Annotated in this window: 19 protein-coding genes and 3 tRNA genes; 14 read left to right on the top strand and 8 right to left on the bottom strand. The window is 58.9% G+C overall.

The annotated features are described in order from the left end of the window. Positions 1-6: 6 nt before the first annotated feature. On the top strand, positions 7-960 hold the full coding sequence (locus tag ACYZTZ_RS03250) for a hypothetical protein (RefSeq protein ID WP_046046263.1): 954 nt from the start codon (positions 7-9) through the stop codon (positions 958-960). 123 nt (positions 961-1083) lie between these two features. Here ACYZTZ_RS03250 and dinB read toward each other — a convergent pair whose 3' ends face one another. Then, the gene (dinB, locus tag ACYZTZ_RS03245; RefSeq protein ID WP_461997190.1) at positions 1084-2145 is read right to left on the bottom strand and encodes a DNA polymerase IV; all 1062 of its coding nucleotides are present in this window, start codon (positions 2143-2145) and stop codon (positions 1084-1086) included. Between the two features lie 301 nt (positions 2146-2446). On the opposite strand from dinB, the gene ACYZTZ_RS03240 reads away from it, so the two are divergent. From ACYZTZ_RS03240 to ACYZTZ_RS03220, 5 genes are all read left to right on the top strand, one after another. After that, positions 2447-2523 (top strand) — tRNA-Met (locus ACYZTZ_RS03240). Between the two features lie 229 nt (positions 2524-2752). Then, positions 2753-2829, top strand: a tRNA-Met gene (locus ACYZTZ_RS03235). 232 nt (positions 2830-3061) lie between these two features. Next, positions 3062-3138: transfer RNA gene (locus ACYZTZ_RS03230), tRNA-Met, on the top strand. Between the two features lie 279 nt (positions 3139-3417). After that, positions 3418-6060 (top strand): bifunctional lysylphosphatidylglycerol flippase/synthetase MprF, encoded by a 2643-nt coding sequence (gene mprF / locus ACYZTZ_RS03225; RefSeq protein WP_461997189.1) that lies wholly within the window; start codon positions 3418-3420, stop codon positions 6058-6060. After that, positions 6060-7355: a virulence factor family protein gene (locus tag ACYZTZ_RS03220; RefSeq protein WP_461997188.1), complete on the top strand. Its 1296-nt coding sequence runs from the start codon at positions 6060-6062 to the stop codon at positions 7353-7355. Before mprF ends, ACYZTZ_RS03220 begins: the two co-directional genes overlap by 1 nt. A 99-nt stretch (positions 7356-7454) precedes the next feature. On the opposite strand, the gene ACYZTZ_RS03215 is transcribed toward ACYZTZ_RS03220, so the two are convergent. Further along, positions 7455-7637, bottom strand: a complete 183-nt coding sequence (locus ACYZTZ_RS03215) for a hypothetical protein (RefSeq protein ID WP_046046267.1) — start codon at positions 7635-7637, stop codon at positions 7455-7457. A 158-nt stretch (positions 7638-7795) separates the two neighbouring features. After that, positions 7796-9697, bottom strand: coding sequence for a potassium transporter Kup (locus ACYZTZ_RS03210; RefSeq protein ID WP_461997187.1), 1902 nt, complete (start codon positions 9695-9697; stop codon positions 7796-7798). 448 nt (positions 9698-10145) lie between these two features. Here ACYZTZ_RS03210 and rimO point away from each other — a divergent pair, with 448 nt between their 5' ends. From rimO to tsaA, 6 genes are all read left to right on the top strand, one after another. Then, the gene (rimO, locus tag ACYZTZ_RS03205; protein ID WP_008153968.1) at positions 10146-11483 is read left to right on the top strand and encodes a 30S ribosomal protein S12 methylthiotransferase RimO; all 1338 of its coding nucleotides are present in this window, start codon (positions 10146-10148) and stop codon (positions 11481-11483) included. Positions 11484-11610: 127 nt separating this feature from the next. Then, positions 11611-12084, top strand: a complete 474-nt coding sequence (locus ACYZTZ_RS03200; RefSeq protein ID WP_461997186.1) for a GNAT family N-acetyltransferase — start codon at positions 11611-11613, stop codon at positions 12082-12084. A gap of 191 nt (positions 12085-12275) precedes the next feature. Continuing rightward, entirely contained in the window at positions 12276-12986 is a 711-nt protein-coding gene (locus ACYZTZ_RS03195; protein WP_461997185.1) for an rRNA pseudouridine synthase, read from the top strand. Positions 12987-13061: 75 nt separating this feature from the next. Beyond that, the gene (locus ACYZTZ_RS03190; RefSeq protein WP_056739223.1) at positions 13062-13532 is read left to right on the top strand and encodes a YehS family protein; all 471 of its coding nucleotides are present in this window, start codon (positions 13062-13064) and stop codon (positions 13530-13532) included. A gap of 136 nt (positions 13533-13668) precedes the next feature. Next, positions 13669-14439, top strand: coding sequence for an SDR family oxidoreductase (locus ACYZTZ_RS03185; protein ID WP_046046270.1), 771 nt, complete (start codon positions 13669-13671; stop codon positions 14437-14439). Between the two features lie 112 nt (positions 14440-14551). Next, entirely contained in the window at positions 14552-15262 is a 711-nt protein-coding gene (gene tsaA, locus ACYZTZ_RS03180; RefSeq protein ID WP_461997184.1) for a tRNA (N6-threonylcarbamoyladenosine(37)-N6)-methyltransferase TrmO, read from the top strand. A gap of 54 nt (positions 15263-15316) precedes the next feature. On the opposite strand, the gene fpr is transcribed toward tsaA, so the two are convergent. Then, on the bottom strand, positions 15317-16096 hold the full coding sequence (gene fpr, locus ACYZTZ_RS03175; RefSeq protein ID WP_003443014.1) for a ferredoxin-NADP reductase: 780 nt from the start codon (positions 16094-16096) through the stop codon (positions 15317-15319). A gap of 150 nt (positions 16097-16246) precedes the next feature. Here fpr and ACYZTZ_RS03170 point away from each other — a divergent pair, with 150 nt between their 5' ends. Further along, positions 16247-17173 carry a LysR family transcriptional regulator gene (locus ACYZTZ_RS03170; RefSeq protein ID WP_008153977.1) on the top strand — a complete coding sequence of 309 codons (927 nt, stop codon included), beginning with the start codon at positions 16247-16249 and terminating at the stop codon, positions 17171-17173. On the opposite strand, the gene ACYZTZ_RS03165 is transcribed toward ACYZTZ_RS03170, so the two are convergent. The 3 genes from ACYZTZ_RS03165 to ACYZTZ_RS03155 form a co-directional block, all read right to left on the bottom strand. Continuing rightward, positions 17170-17532: a diacylglycerol kinase gene (locus ACYZTZ_RS03165; RefSeq protein WP_008010143.1), complete on the bottom strand. Its 363-nt coding sequence runs from the start codon at positions 17530-17532 to the stop codon at positions 17170-17172. The genes ACYZTZ_RS03170 and ACYZTZ_RS03165 overlap by 4 nt on opposite strands. Before the next feature lie 80 nt (positions 17533-17612). Continuing rightward, positions 17613-18260 (bottom strand): response regulator transcription factor ErdR, encoded by a 648-nt coding sequence (gene erdR, locus ACYZTZ_RS03160; protein WP_046046272.1) that lies wholly within the window; start codon positions 18258-18260, stop codon positions 17613-17615. Positions 18261-18493: 233 nt separating this feature from the next. Further along, on the bottom strand, positions 18494-19228 hold the full coding sequence (locus tag ACYZTZ_RS03155; protein ID WP_283183243.1) for a tRNA-uridine aminocarboxypropyltransferase: 735 nt from the start codon (positions 19226-19228) through the stop codon (positions 18494-18496). A gap of 189 nt (positions 19229-19417) precedes the next feature. Here ACYZTZ_RS03155 and ACYZTZ_RS03150 point away from each other — a divergent pair, with 189 nt between their 5' ends. After that, positions 19418-19843, top strand: a complete 426-nt coding sequence (locus ACYZTZ_RS03150) for a PA3611 family quorum-sensing-regulated virulence factor (protein ID WP_056739218.1) — start codon at positions 19418-19420, stop codon at positions 19841-19843. Here the strand turns inward: ACYZTZ_RS03150 and ACYZTZ_RS03145 are convergent, their stop codons facing one another. After that, positions 19844-20038, bottom strand: a complete 195-nt coding sequence (locus tag ACYZTZ_RS03145) for a hypothetical protein (protein ID WP_056739216.1) — start codon at positions 20036-20038, stop codon at positions 19844-19846. Positions 20039-20287: the final 249 nt, after the last annotated feature.

Raw genomic sequence — 20287 nt, 5'->3', positions numbered from 1 at the left:
GAAGTCATGTTCAAGCGAAACACCTTAGGCCTCGGTGGTGCCGCCCTGTGCGGCACCCTGCTGGTCAGCGGCTGTGCCAATCACATGTCACAACGCAGCGAGCACGAGGAACGTGTCGAGCGTAAATTGCTCGATCACAGCCTGCAGATTGATGTCGGCGAGCCGAAGGTGCTTGAGCTGCCGCAACGTCGGGTGAAGATCCACGAGCAGAAGACTTTCGAAGTCACCGAATTCGAAGTCACACGCCACTACGACCGCTACACGCCTTACCAACCCTGGCGGGAGGTTTACGAGATTCCGCTGGGTGCGGTGGCCGTAGTGGCCGGCGTCGGTGCGAACGTGGTCAACGTGTTCGCTCTCGGTAATCTGCCGGACAGCGTGACCAAGGATTGGCTGAGCTATGGTTTCGCCGGGCTCAACCCGTTCATGAACACGCAATCTCATGGTCGCGCGCAGCAGAACCTGGCGGGAATCGACGAGGTCCAGCTCGACAAGCGTACCGAGTACTCGAGCCTGCCATGGAGCGAGCGCCCGGTTGAGGTCAAGGCCGGAAAGGAAACGTTCGAGCTGAGCACCGACAAAAACGGTGTATTGCGCGTGAACCTGCTGGACAGCCCGTTCGCCGAACATGACATCAATCATTTGAGCCGGCTGCTGATCAGTGTCCAGGACGCTCAGGACAATGTGCACACCGATTCGTCCCTGGCGATCAGTAGCTCCTTGCGTGGCAAGCTGCTCGAAGCTCACGGGCTGATTTACGACGACCTCGAAGACGACGAAGTGAGCCAGTGGGTACACCGGGTCAAACGCTTGTCGGAACTGGGTCTGGAAGAAGAAGCCACCGAGCTGGAACAAAGCCTGATCGAACTGACGCGCAACGATCCCGAGTTGCAGACCGAATTCCTCAAGTCGTTGACCAAGAATGCCGGGCGACTGGTCGCGGATCCGGGACCGAATTAAGGCCTAGAAGCATCGTCGGAACGCCGCCCGGAGCCGGCTCACTCCCACAGGGATCTTCGGTGCTTCGAAATCCAATGTGGGAGCGAGCCTGCTCGCGATGAGGCCCTGACATTCACCGCAAATCTACCGCTCAAACAACTCCATCTGCTCAAACCCGCCCCGCAAATCCTCCAGCCTCACTCCAACCCCCAACAACCGCACCGGTTTCCCGCCGCGATTGAACGCCTGGGTCAGCAATAACTGATAGCTCCCCAAATCCCGCCCTGCCCCGGCCTGCTCCAGAGTGGTCTGGGTGAAGTCATGGAATTTCACTTTGACGAACGGCTTGCCCGGTCGATAGCTGCTGTCGATTCGCGCCATGCGGCCGGCCAGGGTTTCCAGTAACTCGGGCAATTTATCGAGGCAGCTCACCAGGTCTGGCAGATCCACGTCGTAGGTGTTTTCGACACTGATCGACTGCCGACGACTGTCGTTGTGCACCAACCGGTCATCGATCCCACGGGCCAGGCTCCAGAGTCGCTCGCCGAAGCTGCCGAATTCGCGCACAAGCGCCAACTTGTCCCATTCGCGCAGATGCGAACAATCGACGATGCCAAGCCGGCCTAATTTGTCTGCGGTCACTTTGCCAACGCCGTGCAACTTGCTCACCGACAAACCACTGACAAAATCCTCGACCTGATCCGGCGTAATGACGAACAAGCCGTTGGGCTTCTTCCAGTCGCTGGCGATCTTGGCCAGAAACTTGTTCGGCGCAACCCCAGCCGAAACAGTGATGTGCAGCTGATTAGAGACGCGACGGCGAATGTCTTGGGCGATCCGCGTGGCGCTGCCACCGAAATGCGCGCTGTCGGACACGTCGAGGTAGGCCTCATCCAGCGAAAGCGGCTCGATCAAGTCGGTGTAATCGCGAAAGATCGTGTGAATTTCCTTAGAGGCCTCTCTATAGGCCTCCATGCGCGGCTTGACGATGGTCAGGTCCGGGCACAGCTTCAAGGCATGTCCGGAAGACATGGCCGAGCGCACCCCATAAGCCCGCGCTTCATAATTGCAGGTAGCGATCACGCCACGTCGATCCGCCGAACCACCCACCGCCAGGGGTTTACCGGCCAGGCGCGGGTCGTCACGCATCTCGATGGCGGCGTAGAAGCAGTCACAATCGACGTGGATGATTTTTCGCTGCGTCATATAAAAGCAGTGTTCATGGTGAAGAAATGGCGTATTGGCGAGTCAGATCGGCAGTATCTCACTGACACCTGTATATAGCACCAGTACTCCGAATGTTCTTTTCCACCCGTAGGAAAAGTGCCAGATGAATTTATTTTTTCAATCGAAAAGCCTCACCCGATAGAGCTGAAAGCCTTGCCACACCGACCTTACAGCCAATCACCCAGCCCTATTTTCAAGCTAAGCGATTGAACGGGAAGAGGTTTTCTCTGGGCTGAAGGTTGACAGCCCGCCGATCCTCTGTAGAATGCCGACACACAGACGCGGGATGGAGCAGTCTGGTAGCTCGTCGGGCTCATAACCCGAAGGTCGTCGGTTCAAATCCGGCTCCCGCAACCAAACATCGAAAAAGGCTACTCGAAAGAGTGGCCTTTTTTGTGCGCGTCTCTTTTGTAAACACGAGATAGAAAGAGCGGGTAACGACTGACACGCAGGATTGAAAAATCGTTCTGATTCAGAAACTTAAGTCTCCCCCACTACCGCTCGCCGCTCATTTACGCTTATTTGACCCTATTCAGGATTAACGGTAGACACTCCGGCGTTCACCTGTAGAATGCCGCCACACAGACGCGGGATGGAGCAGTCTGGTAGCTCGTCGGGCTCATAACCCGAAGGTCGTCGGTTCAAATCCGGCTCCCGCAACCAAACATCAAGAAAGGCTACTCGAAAGAGTGGCCTTTTTTGTGCGCGTCTCTTTTGTAAATTTGAGCATGGAAACGAGCGGGTTACGCCTGACGGTGCCGAAATGAGAAATCGTTCTGATTCCGAAACTTAAGCCTCCCCCACGACCGTTCGCCACTCATTTACGCTTATTTGACCCTATACTGGATTAACGGTTGACACTCCGGCGTTCGCCTGTAGAATGCCGCCACACAGACGCGGGATGGAGCAGTCTGGTAGCTCGTCGGGCTCATAACCCGAAGGTCGTCGGTTCAAATCCGGCTCCCGCAACCAAACATCAAAAAAGGCTACTCGAAAGAGTGGCCTTTTTTGTATCTGTTGAAAAAGTCCTTTCGCAACAATGATATGCCACTGTGTAGCGAGCCGTTCGGGTTCACCCATGCTCTGAGCCCAGACTATGCTGAACCACAGACAGAACCCTCTACGACTGATGACGCACCCATCGCCGATAACCGGTGAGAGGCGTTAATATTTGTGATTATTTTTTTCTACAGGGATTGGTAACTTGGCTCGATACCCCCATCCTGTCGCGCACAATCCAAGAGGTGATTGATGCGCGCCAACTCGTCTGATCCACAAGACACCGTCACAGCGACACAACCGATCAAGGCCGAGCGTCTGCGCTTGCTTGATCGAATCAGCAAATACCGCCAGCCCATCGGCCTGGCAGTCACTTTGCTGTTGTTCGCTATCGCGCTGATTGCCTGTCGCCACCTGCTGAGCGAACTCGATCTGTACGCTCTGCACGACTCGATTCTCGACGTTCCGAAACCGGCATTATTGGGCGCGTTGGGCGCGACCGTGGTCGGTTTCATTATCCTGCTGGGCTACGAATGGTCGGCCAGCCGCTACGCAGGCGTGACACTGGCGCCGCGAACCCTGGCACTGGGCGGGTTCACCGCATTCGCCATCGGCAATGCCATTGGCCTTTCGATGCTCTCGGGGGGCTCGGTTCGTTACCGTTTATATGCACGTCATGGTCTGGGCGCTTCTGACGTCGCGCACATGACGCTGTTCGCCAGCCTCTCCCTCGGCTGCGCCCTGCCCCCTCTGGCCGCCCTCGCGACCCTCAGCAACCTGCCTGGCGCCTCTGCCGCCCTGGGTTTGTCCGAGGTATTGCTAGGGGCAATCGCCGCGGCCGTTTTGCTGCTCTTCAGCGTACTGGCCATCGGGATTTACCGCCGCCGCCTGCCAGAGCAACCTTACCCGGACAACCTGCTGGTCAAGGTCGGACGCCGCACCTTGCGCCTGCCGGGCCGTCGCCTGACGTTCCTGCAACTGATCATCACGGCCCTGGACGTCGCCGCAGCAGCAACCGTGCTCTATCTGTTGCTGCCTGAAGCACCGCCCTTCGGCGCGTTCCTGCTGGTGTACCTGCTGGCCCTGGCCGCCGGTGTGCTCAGCCATGTTCCCGGCGGGGTCGGGGTGTTCGAAGCGATTCTGCTGGCTGCCTTCTCCGACACACTCGGCGCCGCGCCACTCGCTGCCGCGCTGCTGCTCTATCGCCTGATCTACGTCGTGCTGCCGTTGCTGGTGGCCTGCGTATTCCTGCTGATCAACGAAGGTCAGCGCCTGTTTCAATCGCGTCAGTCCTTAAGGGTGGCGTCCGGCCTGGCCGCGCCGATTCTGGCGGTGCTGGTCTTTCTGTCCGGCGTGGTGCTGCTGTTCTCCGGTGCCACCCCGGAAATCGACACACGCCTGGAACACATCGGCTTTCTGATCCCGCATCGACTGGTCGACGCCTCGCACTTCGGTGCCAGCCTGATCGGTGTGCTTTGCTTGCTGCTGGCTCAAGGGCTGCGCCGCCGACTGTCGGCCGCCTGGATGCTGACCACCATCTTGTTGCTGGTCGCCGCCCTGCTCTCTCTGCTCAAGGGTTTCGACTGGGAAGAAGCCTGCTTGCTGACGCTGACTGCGAGCCTGCTGGGGGTTTTCCGCAGCTCGTTCTATCGCCCCAGCCGTCTGACCGAGGTGCCGTTCTCGCCGCTGTATCTGGTGGCGAGCCTGTGCGTACTCGGTGCGTCGATCTGGCTGTTGCTGTTCGCCTATCAGGACGTCCCGTACAGCCATCAGCTCTGGTGGCAGTTCACCCTCGACGCCGATGCCCCGCGTGGCTTGCGCTCGCTGCTGGGCGCTGCGGTGTTGCTGGTGGTGGTTTCCCTGACCTGGCTGCTGCGCACCGCGCGCCCGGTGATCCATCTGCCAACGCCCGATGAACTGGACCGCGCGGTAAAGATCCTGATGGCCTCTGCCCAACCGGATGGCGGCCTCGCCCTGACCGGTGACAAAGCGCTGCTGTTTCACCCTAACGACCAGGCGTTCCTGATGTACGCACGCCGTGGTCGCAGCCTGGTGGCCTTGTATGACCCGATCGGCCCGACCCAGCAACGGGCGGAAATGATCTGGCAGTTCCGCGACCTTTGCGACATCCACCATGCTCGTCCTGTGTTCTATCAAGTGCGCGCCGAGAACCTGCCGTACTACATGGACATCGGCCTGACCGCGATCAAGCTCGGCGAAGAAGCCCGGGTCGATTTGCTTCGCTTTGATCTCGAGGCCAAAGGCAAAGAGATGAAAGACCTGCGCTACACCTGGAACCGCGGCACTCGCGATGGCCTGTCGCTGGAGATCTTTGATCCAGGGCAAGCACCGATGGAAGAACTCAAGGTAATCTCCGATGCCTGGCTGACCGGCAAAAATGTGCGCGAGAAAGGCTTCTCGCTCGGCCGCTTCAGCGATGACTACCTCAAACATTTCCGCGTCGCGGTGATTCGTTTCGAAGGGCGCCCGGTGGCGTTCGCCAACCTGCTCGAGACTTATGGCCATGAACTGGCCAGCCTCGACCTGATGCGCGCACACCCGGATGCCCCCAAGCTGACCATGGAGTTCATGATGGTCGGCCTGATTCAACATTATAAAAATCATGGATACGCGCGCTTCAGCCTGGGCATGGTGCCGTTGTCGGGGTTGCAACCCCGTCGTGGCGCACCACTGACCCAGCGTCTGGGCTCGATGGTTTTCCGCCGTGGTGAGCAGCTCTACAACTTCCAAGGCTTGCGCCGCTTCAAAGACAAATTCCAGCCTGACTGGGAACCCCGTTATATGGCCGTGCCCGCCGGACTCGATCCGCTGGTTGCCCTGGCCGACACTGCCGCCCTGATTGCAGGTGGCTTGACTGGATTGGTGAAACGCTGATGATTCAACGCTCCTTGCGGTACGTACTGGCCACACTGGTAGTGCTGGCCCTGATTCTCGGTGGCGGCTACTGGTACCTGAAACGCCCGGCACCCGAACCGACCCTCGAACAGCTGACGCCGGCCGATGGCGCCGCGATGACCCGCGTCATCCCCGGCAACACGCCACGCGCCCAGGTGCTTGTGGCGGTCAATGAAGAGCAGAAGCTCAGCAACAAACAGCTGATGACCCTGAGCCGCAGCGGCTCGGCGCAGATTGTTCAGGTGATCCTGCCCAAAGACTGCCTGCTGCAAAGTCGCGCCCTGCAATCGGCCCTGAGAGAACTCAAAGGTCCGGCGACCCTGGTCAGCGGCATCGGTCCTGGCGCCGTGCTGGCGTGGCGCTGGTTGTCCGAGCAGAAGAGCGACAAGGCCCAGGCCGTCTCGGTGGACCTGGCCCTGGAAAAACCCGGCTGCACGCACCTGCTACCGAAAAGCGCCGCTCACGGCCACTGGCTGGTAGCCTGGAACGACAACCCGGACGACACCAGCGCCGGCTTCGTGCGCGACCAACCCAACGCCGAAACCAGCATCAGCGACTACGACATCAACTTGCCGCAAGTGCTGAACAACGAACTGCGCAAGATCCTAGTCGGTGGCGATAAAGCCGCTGGCGGCTTGCAGATCCCGGTGGTCGAAGTGCCCGCCGGCCAAGCCAAGGACACCGTGACCCTGTTCCTGTCCGGTGACGGCGGTTGGCGCGACCTTGACCGTGACGTCGCGGGCGAGATGGCCAAGATCGGCTACCCGGTCGTCGGCATCGACACCCTGCGCTACTACTGGCAACACAAGAGCCCGGAGCAAAGCGCCCTGGACCTCGCCGAACTGATGCAGCACTACCGGCAGAAATGGGGCACCAAGCGCTTCATCCTGACCGGTTACTCGTTCGGCGCCGACGTCCTGCCGGCGATCTACAACCGCCTGGAGCCATCGGAACAGCAACGGGTCGATGCGATCATCCTGTTGGCCTTCGCCCGCACCGGCAGCTTCGAAATCGAAGTCGAAGGCTGGCTCGGCAACGCCGGCAAAGAAGCCGCCACCGGCCCGGAAATGGCCAAGCTGCCGCCGGAGAAAGTGGTGTGCATCTACGGTGAAGAAGAAGTCGACGAGAGCGGCTGCACCGACAAGACTGCCGTGGGCGAAGCGATGAAATTGCCGGGTGGTCACCACTTCGACGAGAATTACCCGAAACTGGCGCAGCGGTTGGTGGATATCATCGAGAAGCGTCAAGCGAAGGAAACGGCGGCTCAGGAGTAACCTGAAACTCGCCGACAAAAAAGCCCCCGCAGCCTATGGTTGCGGGGGCTTTTTCATTCTCGCAGACGCCACAGATCCCTTGTGGGATCTTCATTGTCTTCAGGACGAGACACGCCCCAAGCCTTTCTCGGCGTACCGAGCCAGCATATCTTCGTGGCTGACTGCATCGGCTTGTTCAAAACCCATTAGCCGCTCCCGGGCCGCGGCTTCAATCCGCAGGTCCTCATGCTCCTCGAACATTTCCTGGGGTCCATCGACATAAATGATGACCGCTGCCGCCATATTCACCTCTCATTCGCTATCGTGCGCATACACGTCCGTGGGCGCACAGAAAATTGCGTTGAATTAAGCATGGATCAAGCTAGAGAGAAACAGGAGAAAACCCCAGAAACAAAAAAGCCCCCGCTACCGCAATGGCAACGGGGGCTTTTTGATGTTGCTTACATCTCTACCTGCGTCCCCAATTCAATCACCCGATTCAACGGCAGATTGAAGAAACGCAAATTGCCGTTGGCGTTCTGCAACATGAAGGCGAACAACCCCTCACGCCAGCGGGCCATGCCTTCGAGTTTGGAGGCGATGACCGTCTCGCGGCTGAGGAAGTAGGTGGTGCGCATCGGGCTGAAGTCCAGGTCATCGAGATGACACAGTTTCAGTGCTTGCGGCACGTCCGGCTCGTCGACGAAGCCAAAGTGCAGGATCACCCGGAAGAAACCTTCGCCGTAGGAATCGACCTCGAAACGCCGTGATGCCGGCACCCGCGGGATGTCTTCGTACACCACCGTCAGCAGCACCACTTGCTCGTGCAGCACCTGGTTGTGCAACAGGTTGTGCAACAGCGCGTGGGGCACGGCGTCCGGCCGCGCGGTCAGGAACACGGCAGTGCCCTGGACGCGATGCGGCGGTTGCACGGCGATGCTGCTGATGAAGATCGGCAGCGGCAATCCACCTTCGTCGAGACGGTCGACCAGCAGTTGCTTGCCGCGCTTCCAGGTGGTCATCAGCACAAACAGCACGATACCGGCGATCACCGGGAACGCCCCGCCCTGAATGATTTTCGGCACGTTGGCAGCGAAGTACAGACCGTCTACCAACAGGAAACCGACCAACAGCGGAACCGCGAGGACCGGCGGCCATTTCCACAGCAGCAAAATCACCGCCGCCACCAAAATGGTGGTCATCAGCATCGTGCCCGTCACGGCCACACCATAAGCCGAGGCCAGCGCGCCGGAGGACTCGAAGCCCAGCACCAAAAGGATGACGCCGACCATCAGCGCCCAGTTCACCGCACCGATGTAAATCTGGCCTTGTTCGGCACTGGAAGTGTGCCGAATGTGCATGCGTGGAATGTAACCGAGCTGGATCGCCTGACGCGTCAGGGAGAACGCACCGGAAATCACTGCTTGGGAAGCAATCACCGTGGCCAGGGTCGATAAGCCGACCAACGGGATCAACGCCCAGCTTGGTGCCAACAAGTAGAACGGGTTGCGAGCAGCTTCAGGGTCGCCGAGCAGCAACGCGCCCTGACCGAAGTAGTTCAACACCAGCGCCGGCAGCACGAGGATGAACCAGGCGCGGGCGATCGGCTTGCGGCCGAAGTGGCCCATGTCGGCGTAAAGCGCTTCTGCACCGGTCAACGCCAGCACGACCGCACCGAGGATCGCCACGCCCATGCCCGGATGCTGGGTGAAAAAGCGCACGCCCCACACCGGGTTCATCGCTTTCAACACTTCCGGGTGCTGCATGATGCCGTAGACACCCAGCGCCCCCAGCACCACAAACCAAGTGACCATGATTGGCCCGAACAGGATGCCGATCCGCGCGGTACCGTGACTCTGAATCAGGAACAACGCCACCAGCACGATCAGCGACAGTGGCACCACCCAATGGTCGATACCCTCGAAAGCCAGTCCCAGGCCTTCAATCGCCGAGAGCACGGAAATCGCCGGAGTGATCATGCTGTCGCCATAGAACAGCGCCGCGCCGATCAGCCCGCAGACCACCAGAAAAGTGCGCAACTTCGGATGCCCGGCCGCAGCCCGCCGAGCCAGGGCGGTCAAGGCCATGATCCCGCCTTCGCCCTGGTTGTCGGCGCGCAGTACGAACATCATGTACTTGATCGACACGACCCAGATCAGCGACCAGAAAATCAGCGCCAGAATCCCCAGCACCCCGTCATGATTGACGGGTACGCCATAGCCGCCGGAAAAAACTTCTTTAAGGGTGTACAGCGGGCTCGTGCCGATATCGCCATAAACCACCCCGACCGCCGCGACCAGCATGCCGATCGGCTTTGCCGCCGAATGCTCAGAGCCCGCCGTCTGACTACTTGCCTGCCCCATCCAAAACTCCTACTACTCAGACCCGGACTTCTTATAAGAAGCACTATGCTTTGCCGTGCAGCATGCGCTGTTTTACTTGAGGTTACAGACGATTTATTGACTGTAAAAATTCGGTAAAGCGTAAAGGCGCGAAGCATAGCGCAGCACTCGTCGTATTTCCCTGCATAAAGCTGGTCAAGTGCGCCTCTCATCGCTAGAATTGCGCACTTTTTGATCAGAGGCGCAGAAAACGTCCTGTCTCGCGAATCACTGCTGCTTTTTGACGGCGCCTGTTGTCGCCATGCTGCGTTGCCGCTTCTCGCCATAGCAAGCTATGACTCGGCGCGGCGCCTTGCCTGGCAACAACAGTCACTCGTCAAAAAACAGCGTATTCACGAGATAGGACGTAAGCGCCCGTTTGTCGCCTTGCCGACTTCGGCTGGAGGCGTCACAAATACCGAGGTTAGACATGTCCACCACTCCTGCGCCGGCCAATCCAAAGGTTGGCTTCGTATCCCTGGGTTGCCCCAAAGCACTGGTCGACTCCGAGCGCATCCTTACCCAGCTGCGCATGGAAGGCTATGACGTTGTGTCCACTTACGAGGACGCCGATGTCGTGGTGGTCAACACCTGCGGCTTCATCGACTCGGCCAAGGCTGAATCTCTGGAAGTGATCGGCGAAGCCATCAAGGAAAACGGCAAGGTCATCGTGACCGGCTGCATGGGCGTCGAAGAAGGCAACATTCGTAAAGTGCACCCAAGCGTGCTGGCCGTGACCGGTCCGCAACAATACGAGCAAGTGGTTAACGCCGTGCACGACGCTGTGCCGCCGCGTCAGGATCACAACCCGCTGATCGACCTGGTGCCGCCGCAAGGCATCAAGCTGACCCCGCGCCACTACGCCTACCTGAAGATTTCCGAAGGCTGCAACCACAGCTGCAGCTTCTGCATCATCCCGTCGATGCGCGGCAAACTGGTCAGCCGCCCGGTCGGTGACGTGCTCGACGAAGCTCAGCGCCTGGTCAAGGCCGGCGTCAAAGAGCTGTTGGTGATCTCGCAAGACACCAGCGCCTACGGCGTCGACGTGAAATACCGCACCGGTTTCTGGAATGGCGCGCCGGTGAAAACCCGCATGACCGAACTCTGCGAAGCCCTGAGCACCCTCGGCGTCTGGGTTCGCCTGCACTACGTTTACCCGTACCCGCACGTCGACGAGCTGATTCCGCTGATGGCCGCCGGGAAAATCCTGCCGTACCTGGACATCCCGTTCCAGCACGCCAGCCCGAAAATCCTGAAAGCGATGAAACGCCCGGCCTTCGAAGACAAGACCCTGGCCCGCATCAAGAACTGGCGCGAAATCTGCCCGGACCTGATCATCCGTTCGACCTTCATCGTCGGCTTCCCCGGCGAAACCGAAGAAGACTTCCAGTACCTGCTGAACTGGCTGACCGAAGCGCAACTCGATCGCGTCGGCTGCTTCCAGTACTCGCCGGTCGAAGGCGCACCGGCCAACCTGCTGGACGCGGCCATCGTGCCGGACGACGTCAAGCAAGACCGCTGGGACCGTTTCATGGCGCACCAGCAAGCCATCAGCTCGGCACGCCTGCAAATGCGCGTCGGCCGTGAAATCGAAGTGCTGGTCGATGAAGTCGACGAGCAAGGCGCGGTTGGCCGCTGCTTCTTCGATGCCCCGGAAATCGACGGCAATGTGTTCATCGACAACGGCAGCAACCTGAAACCAGGCGATAAAGTCTGGTGCAAAGTGACCGACGCCGACGAATACGACCTGTGGGCTGAACAGATCTAAACGCAAAAAATACGACAAGCCCTGCTCTCTTGACGAGATGCGGGGCTTTTTTACGTCTATCGTTTTGTGGGAGAAAGGATTCGCATCATTGACAGCAACGGCTATTAAAAAGAAGGAGCAGCCGGCCATGCGCCAACATTCGGTCATCCACACGCCGAAACAGAGCGACTACGAAGAACTCACTCAGGTCTGGGAAGCCTCGGTGCGCGCCACCCATGACTTTCTGCCGGAGAGCTACATCGAACTGCTGAAGAACCTGGTGCTGACGCGCTACCTCGATGCAGTGATGCTGATCTGCACCAAAGACCCGCGCCAGCGCATCACCGGGTTCGCCGGGGTTGCGGCGGGCAAGATCGAAATGCTCTTCATCGACCCGGCTCACCGCGGCCAGGGCCTGGGCAAGCAGTTACTGCGCTATGCGATGGAACACCTGAATGCCGATGAACTGGACGTCAACGAACAGAACCCGCAAGCCCTGGGCTTCTACTTCAAACAGGGCTTCGAAGTGATCGGTCGCTCGGAAGTCGATGGTATGGGCCAGCCTTATCCGCTGCTGCACATGCGTTTGCGCCAAAACCAGCAACATTCGCGGCATGGCTGACACAACACGGATCAAGTGTGGGAGCGGGCTTGCTCGCGAAAGCGGTGTGTCAGTCAACATTGATGTCAGCTGACAAATTGCATTCGCGAGCAAGCCCGCTCCCACAAAAAAGCCACACGGCGCAAATGGAGCCGGGATTAACCGGCGCCAGGCAGGTACAATGCCCACCCCTTTTTTGTTACGGCCCTGTCATGACTGACCCGATTCGTCTCTCCAAACGCCTCATCGAACTCGTCGGCTGTTCCCGTCGGGAGGCTGAGCTGTTCATCGAGGGCGGCTGGGTCACCGTGGACGGTGAAGTCATCGACGAGCCGCAGTTCAAGGTCGAGAACCAGAAAGTCGAGCTTGATCCAGAAGCCAAGGCCACTGCGCCGGAACCGGTGACCATCCTGCTGAACGTGCCCGTGGGCATGGATGCGGAAACGGCCATGGCAACGATCAGCGCCGAGACCTTGAGCGAAGAACACCGCTTCAGCAAACGTCCGCTCAAGGGCCACTTCCTGCGCCTGACCGCCAGCACCGACTTGCAGGCCAACGCCAGCGGTCTTTTGGTGTTCACCCAGGACTGGAAGATCCTGCGCAAACTCACCGCCGACTCCGCCAAGATCGAGCAAGAGTATGTGGTCGAAGTTGAAGGCGACATGGTGGCTCACGGCCTCAACCGCCTGAACCACGGCCTGACCTACAAGGGCAAGGAACTGCCGCCGGTCAAAGCCAGCTGGCAGAACGAAAACCGCCTGCGTTTTGCGATGAAGAACCCACAACCGGGCGTCATCGCCCTGTTCTGCCAGGCCGTAGGCCTGAAGGTCGTCGCCATCCGCCGCATCCGCATTGGCGGCGTGTCCATCGGCAAAGTGCCGTCGGGCCAATGGCGTTACCTGTCCGGCAAAGAGAAGTTCTAAGACTTCTCACGCCGCCACACATTTTGGCGCCGCTGTTTATGCGGCGCCCACTGCTGAATATCAGGACTGCACACCATGATTCATAACGACGTACTGCGCAGCGTGCGCTACATGCTCGACATCAGCGACAAGAAAGTCATCGAGATCATCAAGCTCGGCGGCATGGACGTGACCCTGGAAGACCTGGTGACGTACCTCGACAAGAAAGAGGAAGACGAGGAAGGCTTCGTACGCTGCCCGGATGAAGTCATGGCGCATTTCCTCGACGGTCTGGTGACCTTCAAGCGCGGCAAGGACGAAAGCCGTCCACCGCAGCCGATCGAAGTGCCGGTGACCAACAACATCATCCTGAAGAAACTGCGCGTAGCTTTCGAACTGAAAGAAGACGACATGCACGCCATCCTCAAGGCCTCCGAGTTCCCGGTGTCCAAGCCTGAACTGAGCGCGCTGTTCCGCAAGTTCGGCCACACCAACTACCGTCCGTGCGGCGACCAGTTGCTGCGCAACTTCCTCAAGGGCCTGACCCTGCGCGTTCGCCCGCAGTAAGTGCCCGCTGGCCTTGAGCTGCAAACCTGCGGCTCAAGGCCAGGCTGTATAGACCCTCATTCCTCGCAAAAATAGTGGCTCCGCTTCCGGCGGCTGACGACTAGGGTGTATTAACCCTCAGCTCTCAGGATTCGCCATGCACCCGTACTTTTCCCTGCAAGGCCGCACTGCTCTGGTGACCGGCGGCACCCGTGGTATCGGCAAAATGATCGCCAAGGCTTTTGTCGAGGCCGGCGCCACCGTGTACGTCTGCGCCCGGGATGCCGAAGCCTGTCAGCAAACGGCTGATGAATTGAGCGCATTCGGTCGTTGCCACGGAGTGGCGGCCAACCTGGCCACCGAAGAAGGCGTACTTCAACTGGCTACGCGACTGGGCGAGCAGATCACTCATCTGGATATTCTGGTGAACAACGCCGGCACCACGTGGGGCGCGCCGCTGGAGAGCTACCCGGTCAAGGGCTGGGAAAAAGTCATGCAGCTCAACGTGACCTCGGTGTTCAACTGCATTCAGCAGTTTTTGCCACTGCTGCGCAAGGCCGGTTCGGCCGCGAATCCGGCGCGAATTATCAATATCGGTTCAGTGGCGGGCATTTCGTCCTTCGGCGAACAGGCGTATGCCTACGGGCCGAGTAAGGCTGCCCTGCATCAACTGTCGCGGATTCTGGCACGGGAGCTGGTGAGTCAGCACATCAACGTCAACGTCATCGCGCCGGGGCGTTTTCCGAGCAAGATGACTCAGCACATTGGCAATGATGAGCAGGCGTTGGCCGATGACACGGCGTTGATTCCAATGAAACGCTGGGGCCGGGAGGAAGAAATGGCGGCGCTGGCGATCAGTCTGGCGAGTACGGCCGGGGCTTACATGACCGGGAATATCATCCCTCTGGATGGTGGGTTTAGCCTCTAGATCGGCGGCGCGGCCATCGCGAGCAGGCTCGCGATGGCGGACTGACAGGCACCACCGATTCAACAGTTGATCGGGTTATCATGCCCGCCTCACCCCGCCTCGACCCCAGACCATGACCTACAGCGTTTCCCCCATCGGCTTTGTGCGCTCCTGTTTCAAGGAGAAGTTCGCCATCCCGCGCCAGCCACAACTGGCCCCGGCCGCTCGGGGTATATTGGAATTGGTGGCGCCGTTCGATCAGGGCGATGCGGTGCAAGGTCTGGAACAGGTCAGCCACGTGTGGCTGCTGTTCCTGTTTCATCAGGCACTGGAAGAAAAGCCACGGCTGAAAGTCCGCCCTCCTCGCCTCGGCGGTAACAAATCCATGGGCGTGTTCGCCACCCGCGCGACGCATCGGCCCAATGGCATCGGCCAATCCGTGGTGAAGCTGGACAAGGTTGAAGCCAATCGCCTGTGGATATCCGGCATCGACCTGCTGGACGGCACGCCGATTCTCGACATCAAACCCTACGTGCCTTACGCCGACATCATCGATACCGCCTCCAACAGCATCGCCAGCGCTGCGCCGCAGCTGATTCCCGTGCAGTGGACGGATTCAGCACTGCAACAGGCTCACGGCCATGCTCAGCGCCTTGAAGAACCGCTGGTGGAGCTGATCGAGCAATGCCTGGCACAAGACCCACGCCCGGCGTACCAGATACCTACACCCGAACGGGAATACGGCGCGCAGTTCTGGGACCTGGACGTACGCTGGCATTACCCCGAAGCCGGGGTAATCCGTGTCCTGGAAGTCATCCCCGCCTCCAACCTGCATCGGACATAAAAAAGCCCCCATTGCCTGCATAGGCAATGGGGGCTTTTCAGTGATGCGATGTTCTTACTTCTCGACGAACGCACGCTCGATCAGGTAATCACCCGGCTCGCGCATCCGCGGCGACACTTTCAGGCCGAAGCTGTTCAGCACTTCGCTGGTCTCGTCGAGCATGCTCGGGCTGCCGCACAGCATGGCGCGGTCGTCCTGCGGGTTGATCGGTGGCAGACCGATGTCGCTGAACAGCTTGCCGCTGCGCATCAGGTCGGTCAGGCGACCTTCGTTCTCGAACGGCTCACGGGTCACGGTCGGGTAGTAGATCAACTTGTCACGCAGGGCCTCGCCGAAGAACTCGTTCTGCGGCAAGTGCTCGGTGATGAACTCGCGGTAAGCGACTTCGTTGACGTAACGTACGCCGTGGCACAGGATCACTTTTTCGAAACGCTCGTAGGTTTCCGGGTCCTGGATGACGCTCATGAACGGCGCCAGACCGGTTCCGGTGCTGAGCAGGTACAAATGTTTGCCAGGCTTCAAGTCATCCAGCACCAGCGTGCCGGTAGGCTTTTTGCTGATGATGATCTCGTCGCCTTCCTTCAGATGCTGCAGCTGGGAAGTCAGCGGGCCATCAGGCACCTTGATGCTGAAGAACTCGAGATGCTCTTCCCAGTTCGGGCTGGCAATCGAGTAAGCGCGCATGAGCGGCCGGCCGTTGGGCTGTTGCAGGCCGATCATCACGAACTGACCGTTCTCGAAGCGCAGGCCCGGGTCGCGGGTGCACTTGAAGCTGAACAGAGTGTCGTTCCAGTGGTGAACACTGAGGACACGCTCGTGGTTCATGTTGCTCATGTACGTGGGACTCCTGGAGATTTGGTCTGCGCGTGCTCTGCGCCTGCTCTGCGAAAAATGAGCTGCTGTGCGCAATTGCATCGCATTCTAATGGCAGCGACAATATCTGTTAACTGGATTATTAAGATAAGGGTTATCGGTTATATCGATATGCGATTTACTCTCCGTCAACTTCAAGTATTCGTCGCCGTCGCCCAGCAGGAAAGCGTATCCCGTGCTGCGGGTCTGCTCAACCTCTCGCAATCGGCGGCGAGCACCTCGATCACCGAGCTAGAGCGTCAGTCCAGCTGTCAGCTGTTCGACCGCGCCGGCAAACGGCTGAGCCTCAACGCCCTCGGTAAACAGCTGTTGCCGCAAGCGGTGGCGCTGCTCGACCAGTCCAAGGAAATCGAAGACTTGCTCAATGGCAAGTCGGGATTCGGCTCTCTGGCGGTTGGCGCGACCCTGACCATCGGCAATTACCTGGCCACCTTGCTGATTGGCAGCTTCATGCAGCGCCATCCGGAAAGCCAGGTGAAGCTGCACGTGCAGAACACTGCCAACATTGTGCAGCAGGTCGCCCACTATGAAATTGATCTGGGTCTAATCGAAGGTGACTGCAGCCATCCAGACATCGAAGTGCAGAGCTGGGTCGAGGATGAACTGGTGGTGTTCTGCGCGCCCCAGCATCCACTAGCCAAGCGCGGCACGGCGACCATGGAAGAGCTGACCCACGAGGCCTGGATTCTGCGGGAACAGGGCTCTGGCACGCGACTGACCTTTGACCAGGCCATGCGTCACCATCGCAGCTCGCTGAATATCCGGCTGGAACTGGAACACACCGAAGCGATCAAGCGTGCGGTGGAGTCCGGGTTGGGGATTGGCTGCATTTCGCGTCTGGCACTGCGCGACGCGTTCCGCCGTGGCAGCCTGGTGCCGGTGGAAACGCCAGATCTGGATCTGGCGCGGCAGTTCTATTTCATCTGGCACAAACAGAAATATCAGACGTCGGCGATGCGTGAATTCCTCGACCTGTGCCGCGCTTTTACCGCTGGGGTTCAGCGCAGCGACGAGATCGTTCTGCCCACCATCGCTTAAAGCAGGATAACTGCCCAGACCAGCGCAATCATGCTCAAGGCCACGAACTGAGCGGCGCTGCCCATGTCCTTGGCGTTCTTGGACAGCGGGTGCAACTCAAGGGAAATGCGGTCGATGGCCGCTTCCACTGCCGAATTGAGCAATTCGACAATCAACGCCAACAGGCAGACTGCAATCAGCAACGCCTGCTCGACGCGACTGACGTTCAGGAAGAACGACAGCGGGATCAATATGACGTTGAGCAACACCAGTTGCCGAAAGGCCGCTTCGCCTGTGAAGGCTGCGCGCAGACCGTCCAGCGAATAACCGGAGGCGTTGAGGATGCGTTTTAGGCCCGTTTGGCCTTTGAAAGGTGACATAAAGTGGGCAACTGACCAAAAAATGAAGTGGGAAGGCTAGATTAAGCACAGTCAAAAAAGCGTGAACGCGCCGCGCCTTATTAGCTCGAAATTGACTCAAGTTGTTGCAGAAGCAAGGCCGCCTGGGTCCGGGTCCGCACATTCAGCTTGCGAAAAATCGCCGTCACGTGGGCCTTGATCGTCGCTTCGGAAACGCTCAGCTCGTAGGCAATCTGTTTATTCAACAAGCCTTCACAGACCATGGTCAGAACACGAAACTGCTGAGGCGTCAGACTCGCAAGGCCTTCGCTGGCGGCCTTGGCTTCGGCGGAAACGCTGACTGCCTCGAACGCCTGGGGCGGCCAGAACACATCACCATCGAGCACCGCGCGTACGGCTTTCTGGATGACGCTCAGATCACTGGACTTGGGGATGAAGCCGCTGGCGCCGAATTCACGGGACTTGACCATGATCGAGGCTTCTTCCTGGGCCGACACCATGACCACCGGAATTTGCGGATACTGACCGCGCAACAGCACCAGCCCTGAAAAACCGTAGGCCCCCGGCATGTTCAGGTCCAGCAGCACCAGATCCCAGTCGGACTTCTCGTCCAGACGGGTTTCCAGCTCGGCAATGCTTGCCACTTCCACCAGACGGACTTCCGGGCCCAGGCCCAGGGTCAACGCTTGATGCAGGGCGCTACGAAAAAGAGGGTGGTCATCGGCAATCAGGATTTCGTATGTGGCCATTTTTCAAATGATCCTGTTTTTCAAACAACTCGAGGTACAGCCACGGAGCTGTACCAACAGGGCACGTTCAACGCCAATCACGTGGCTATCCACGTAAAGAATACGGCGTATCAAACTTGGCCGCGCCCTAATCGGCGCCAAGCATGCCCAGCGAAGCCGGGGTGGTCAAGGTGCTTGGCCAGTACAGTTCTTTGCAGTATGGGCGACAATCAGCGCGTGACAGGGGCGCCGATTTACACAAAAGGCATCAGCTCGGCGTGCGCCGGTGTTGAAACATTCATTTCAAGCTGATGTTTGGCATCAAGGTAATGTTGGCTGAATACGTCGAAATAAGCGTCCAGTGCCGACGCAGCCTCAGTATCACCCGCCAGATCGAGACACAACGCCGCCACTTCGGCGGTGCATAAATGCTCGCTGCGGGTCGATCGGCGCAACCGGTACCGCGACAACTTCTCGGGCAACAGGCTCAGGATCGGTAGCCGATCAAAGTAGGGGCTTTTGCGGAAAATCTTCCGGGCTTCTGTCCAGGTGGCATCCAGCAGAATGAACAGCGGACGCTTCGAACTATCGGCATCGACGCTGTTTGTGACACGCTCGGGTTCGACGTACTCACCCGGAAACACCAGATAGGGTTGCCATTGCGGGTCGGCCAGCAGCGCCAGCAATTGTTCATCAACTTCCGTACGCGACCAGATGAACGCATGGTTGTCACGCACCACATCGGCGATCAGCCAACCGGTGTTGCTCGGCTTGAACACTTCCTTGTTGGTCATGATCAGGCACACGCCAGAACGGGCCTCGACTTGCGGGCGCCAGGCGCACAGGCAGTGACTCTCGATCACGCGGCAGGCTCGGCAACGCGGCGCCCTCCAGCCTCGGGCCTGAATCGGCTTGATGCCCTCCTCCTCTCGCTCATCGCGCAAGCGGGCTACTGCGTTTGCAGCAAAGCGTGGGGTTGCAGGGTTCATCGCAGGCAACGCCGGCAGGGGAAGAAAATCGACACGAAAAACACTCGGCAGGGCAGAAAGTGGCGGCAGTTTATCAGAGCAGCCGGCGCAAGCCTGTACCGTCCAGGCCTCGTCCCCTATAATTCGCCGCCACTGAACGCACAGTCATGTGACGGGTCGAACCACCAGTCACTGAACCAGGAGAGTTTCATGCTGCGCCTTATCGTTCCCACCGCTGCCATTTTGCTGGCGTCGTCCTTCAGCGCTCAGGCTGCTTCCTTGAGTGAGCAGAATCTCAACAGAGAGCTGCGAAACGTCGCCACACAAAGCAGTGTTGGTACTCCACGGGCGATCAACGAAGACATTCTTGATCAGGGCTACACCGTCGAAGGCAACACGCTGATCAACCATCTGAGCGTACAAAGCAGCCACGCCAACAAGATGCGTGCCGACCCGAAAGCCGTGTATTTCCAGCTTGGCGCCTCTGTATGCAACAACCCATCGTTCCGCAAACTGATGGCCAAGGGTGCGGTCATGCGTTACGACTTCACTGAGGTGAAGACCAACCGCGCAGTCGGCTCCGCCAGCTATCAGGAATCGGACTGCCCGAAAGCGGCTCCGACCAAGAAGAAGTAATCATTGGGAATTGGCGCGCCGCTGTTCATCCTCGGCGCGCAGTTCTGCCAACAACGCCTGCAAATAACGGGAACGTCGGTCGCCCCCCTCCAGACGCCGGCAGCACTCTTCTTCGAGACTCAAATGATTGGTCTCGGCCGATGACTTCAGTAATCGATACAATTGCGTATCGATCTCCAGAATGACTCTGGCCATCGCTTCCCGCCTCCCTGCACCTCGCCCTTACTTGAGCGATAAAATCCTTGAACCGCTTGTAACGTGCGTCCTGCCTTTGACGCAAAGTTGTCGTGTCGTGCCTGTCATTTAGTAAATCAGACTGTCAGACACCCGCCTTTTGTTCAGACGAGCGGTGAAAGCACCTTGCAAATCGCCAATAACCGGTTGCCAGGAAAGACTTTGCAGCGCAATGATCAAGTCAGCGAAAAACGCTATGAGGGTCTAGAT

This window comes from Pseudomonas sp. LB3P58, from assembly GCF_054897895.1.
The sequence above is the reverse complement of the archived record's forward strand: the minus strand, read 5'-3'. Positions and strand labels throughout refer to the sequence as shown.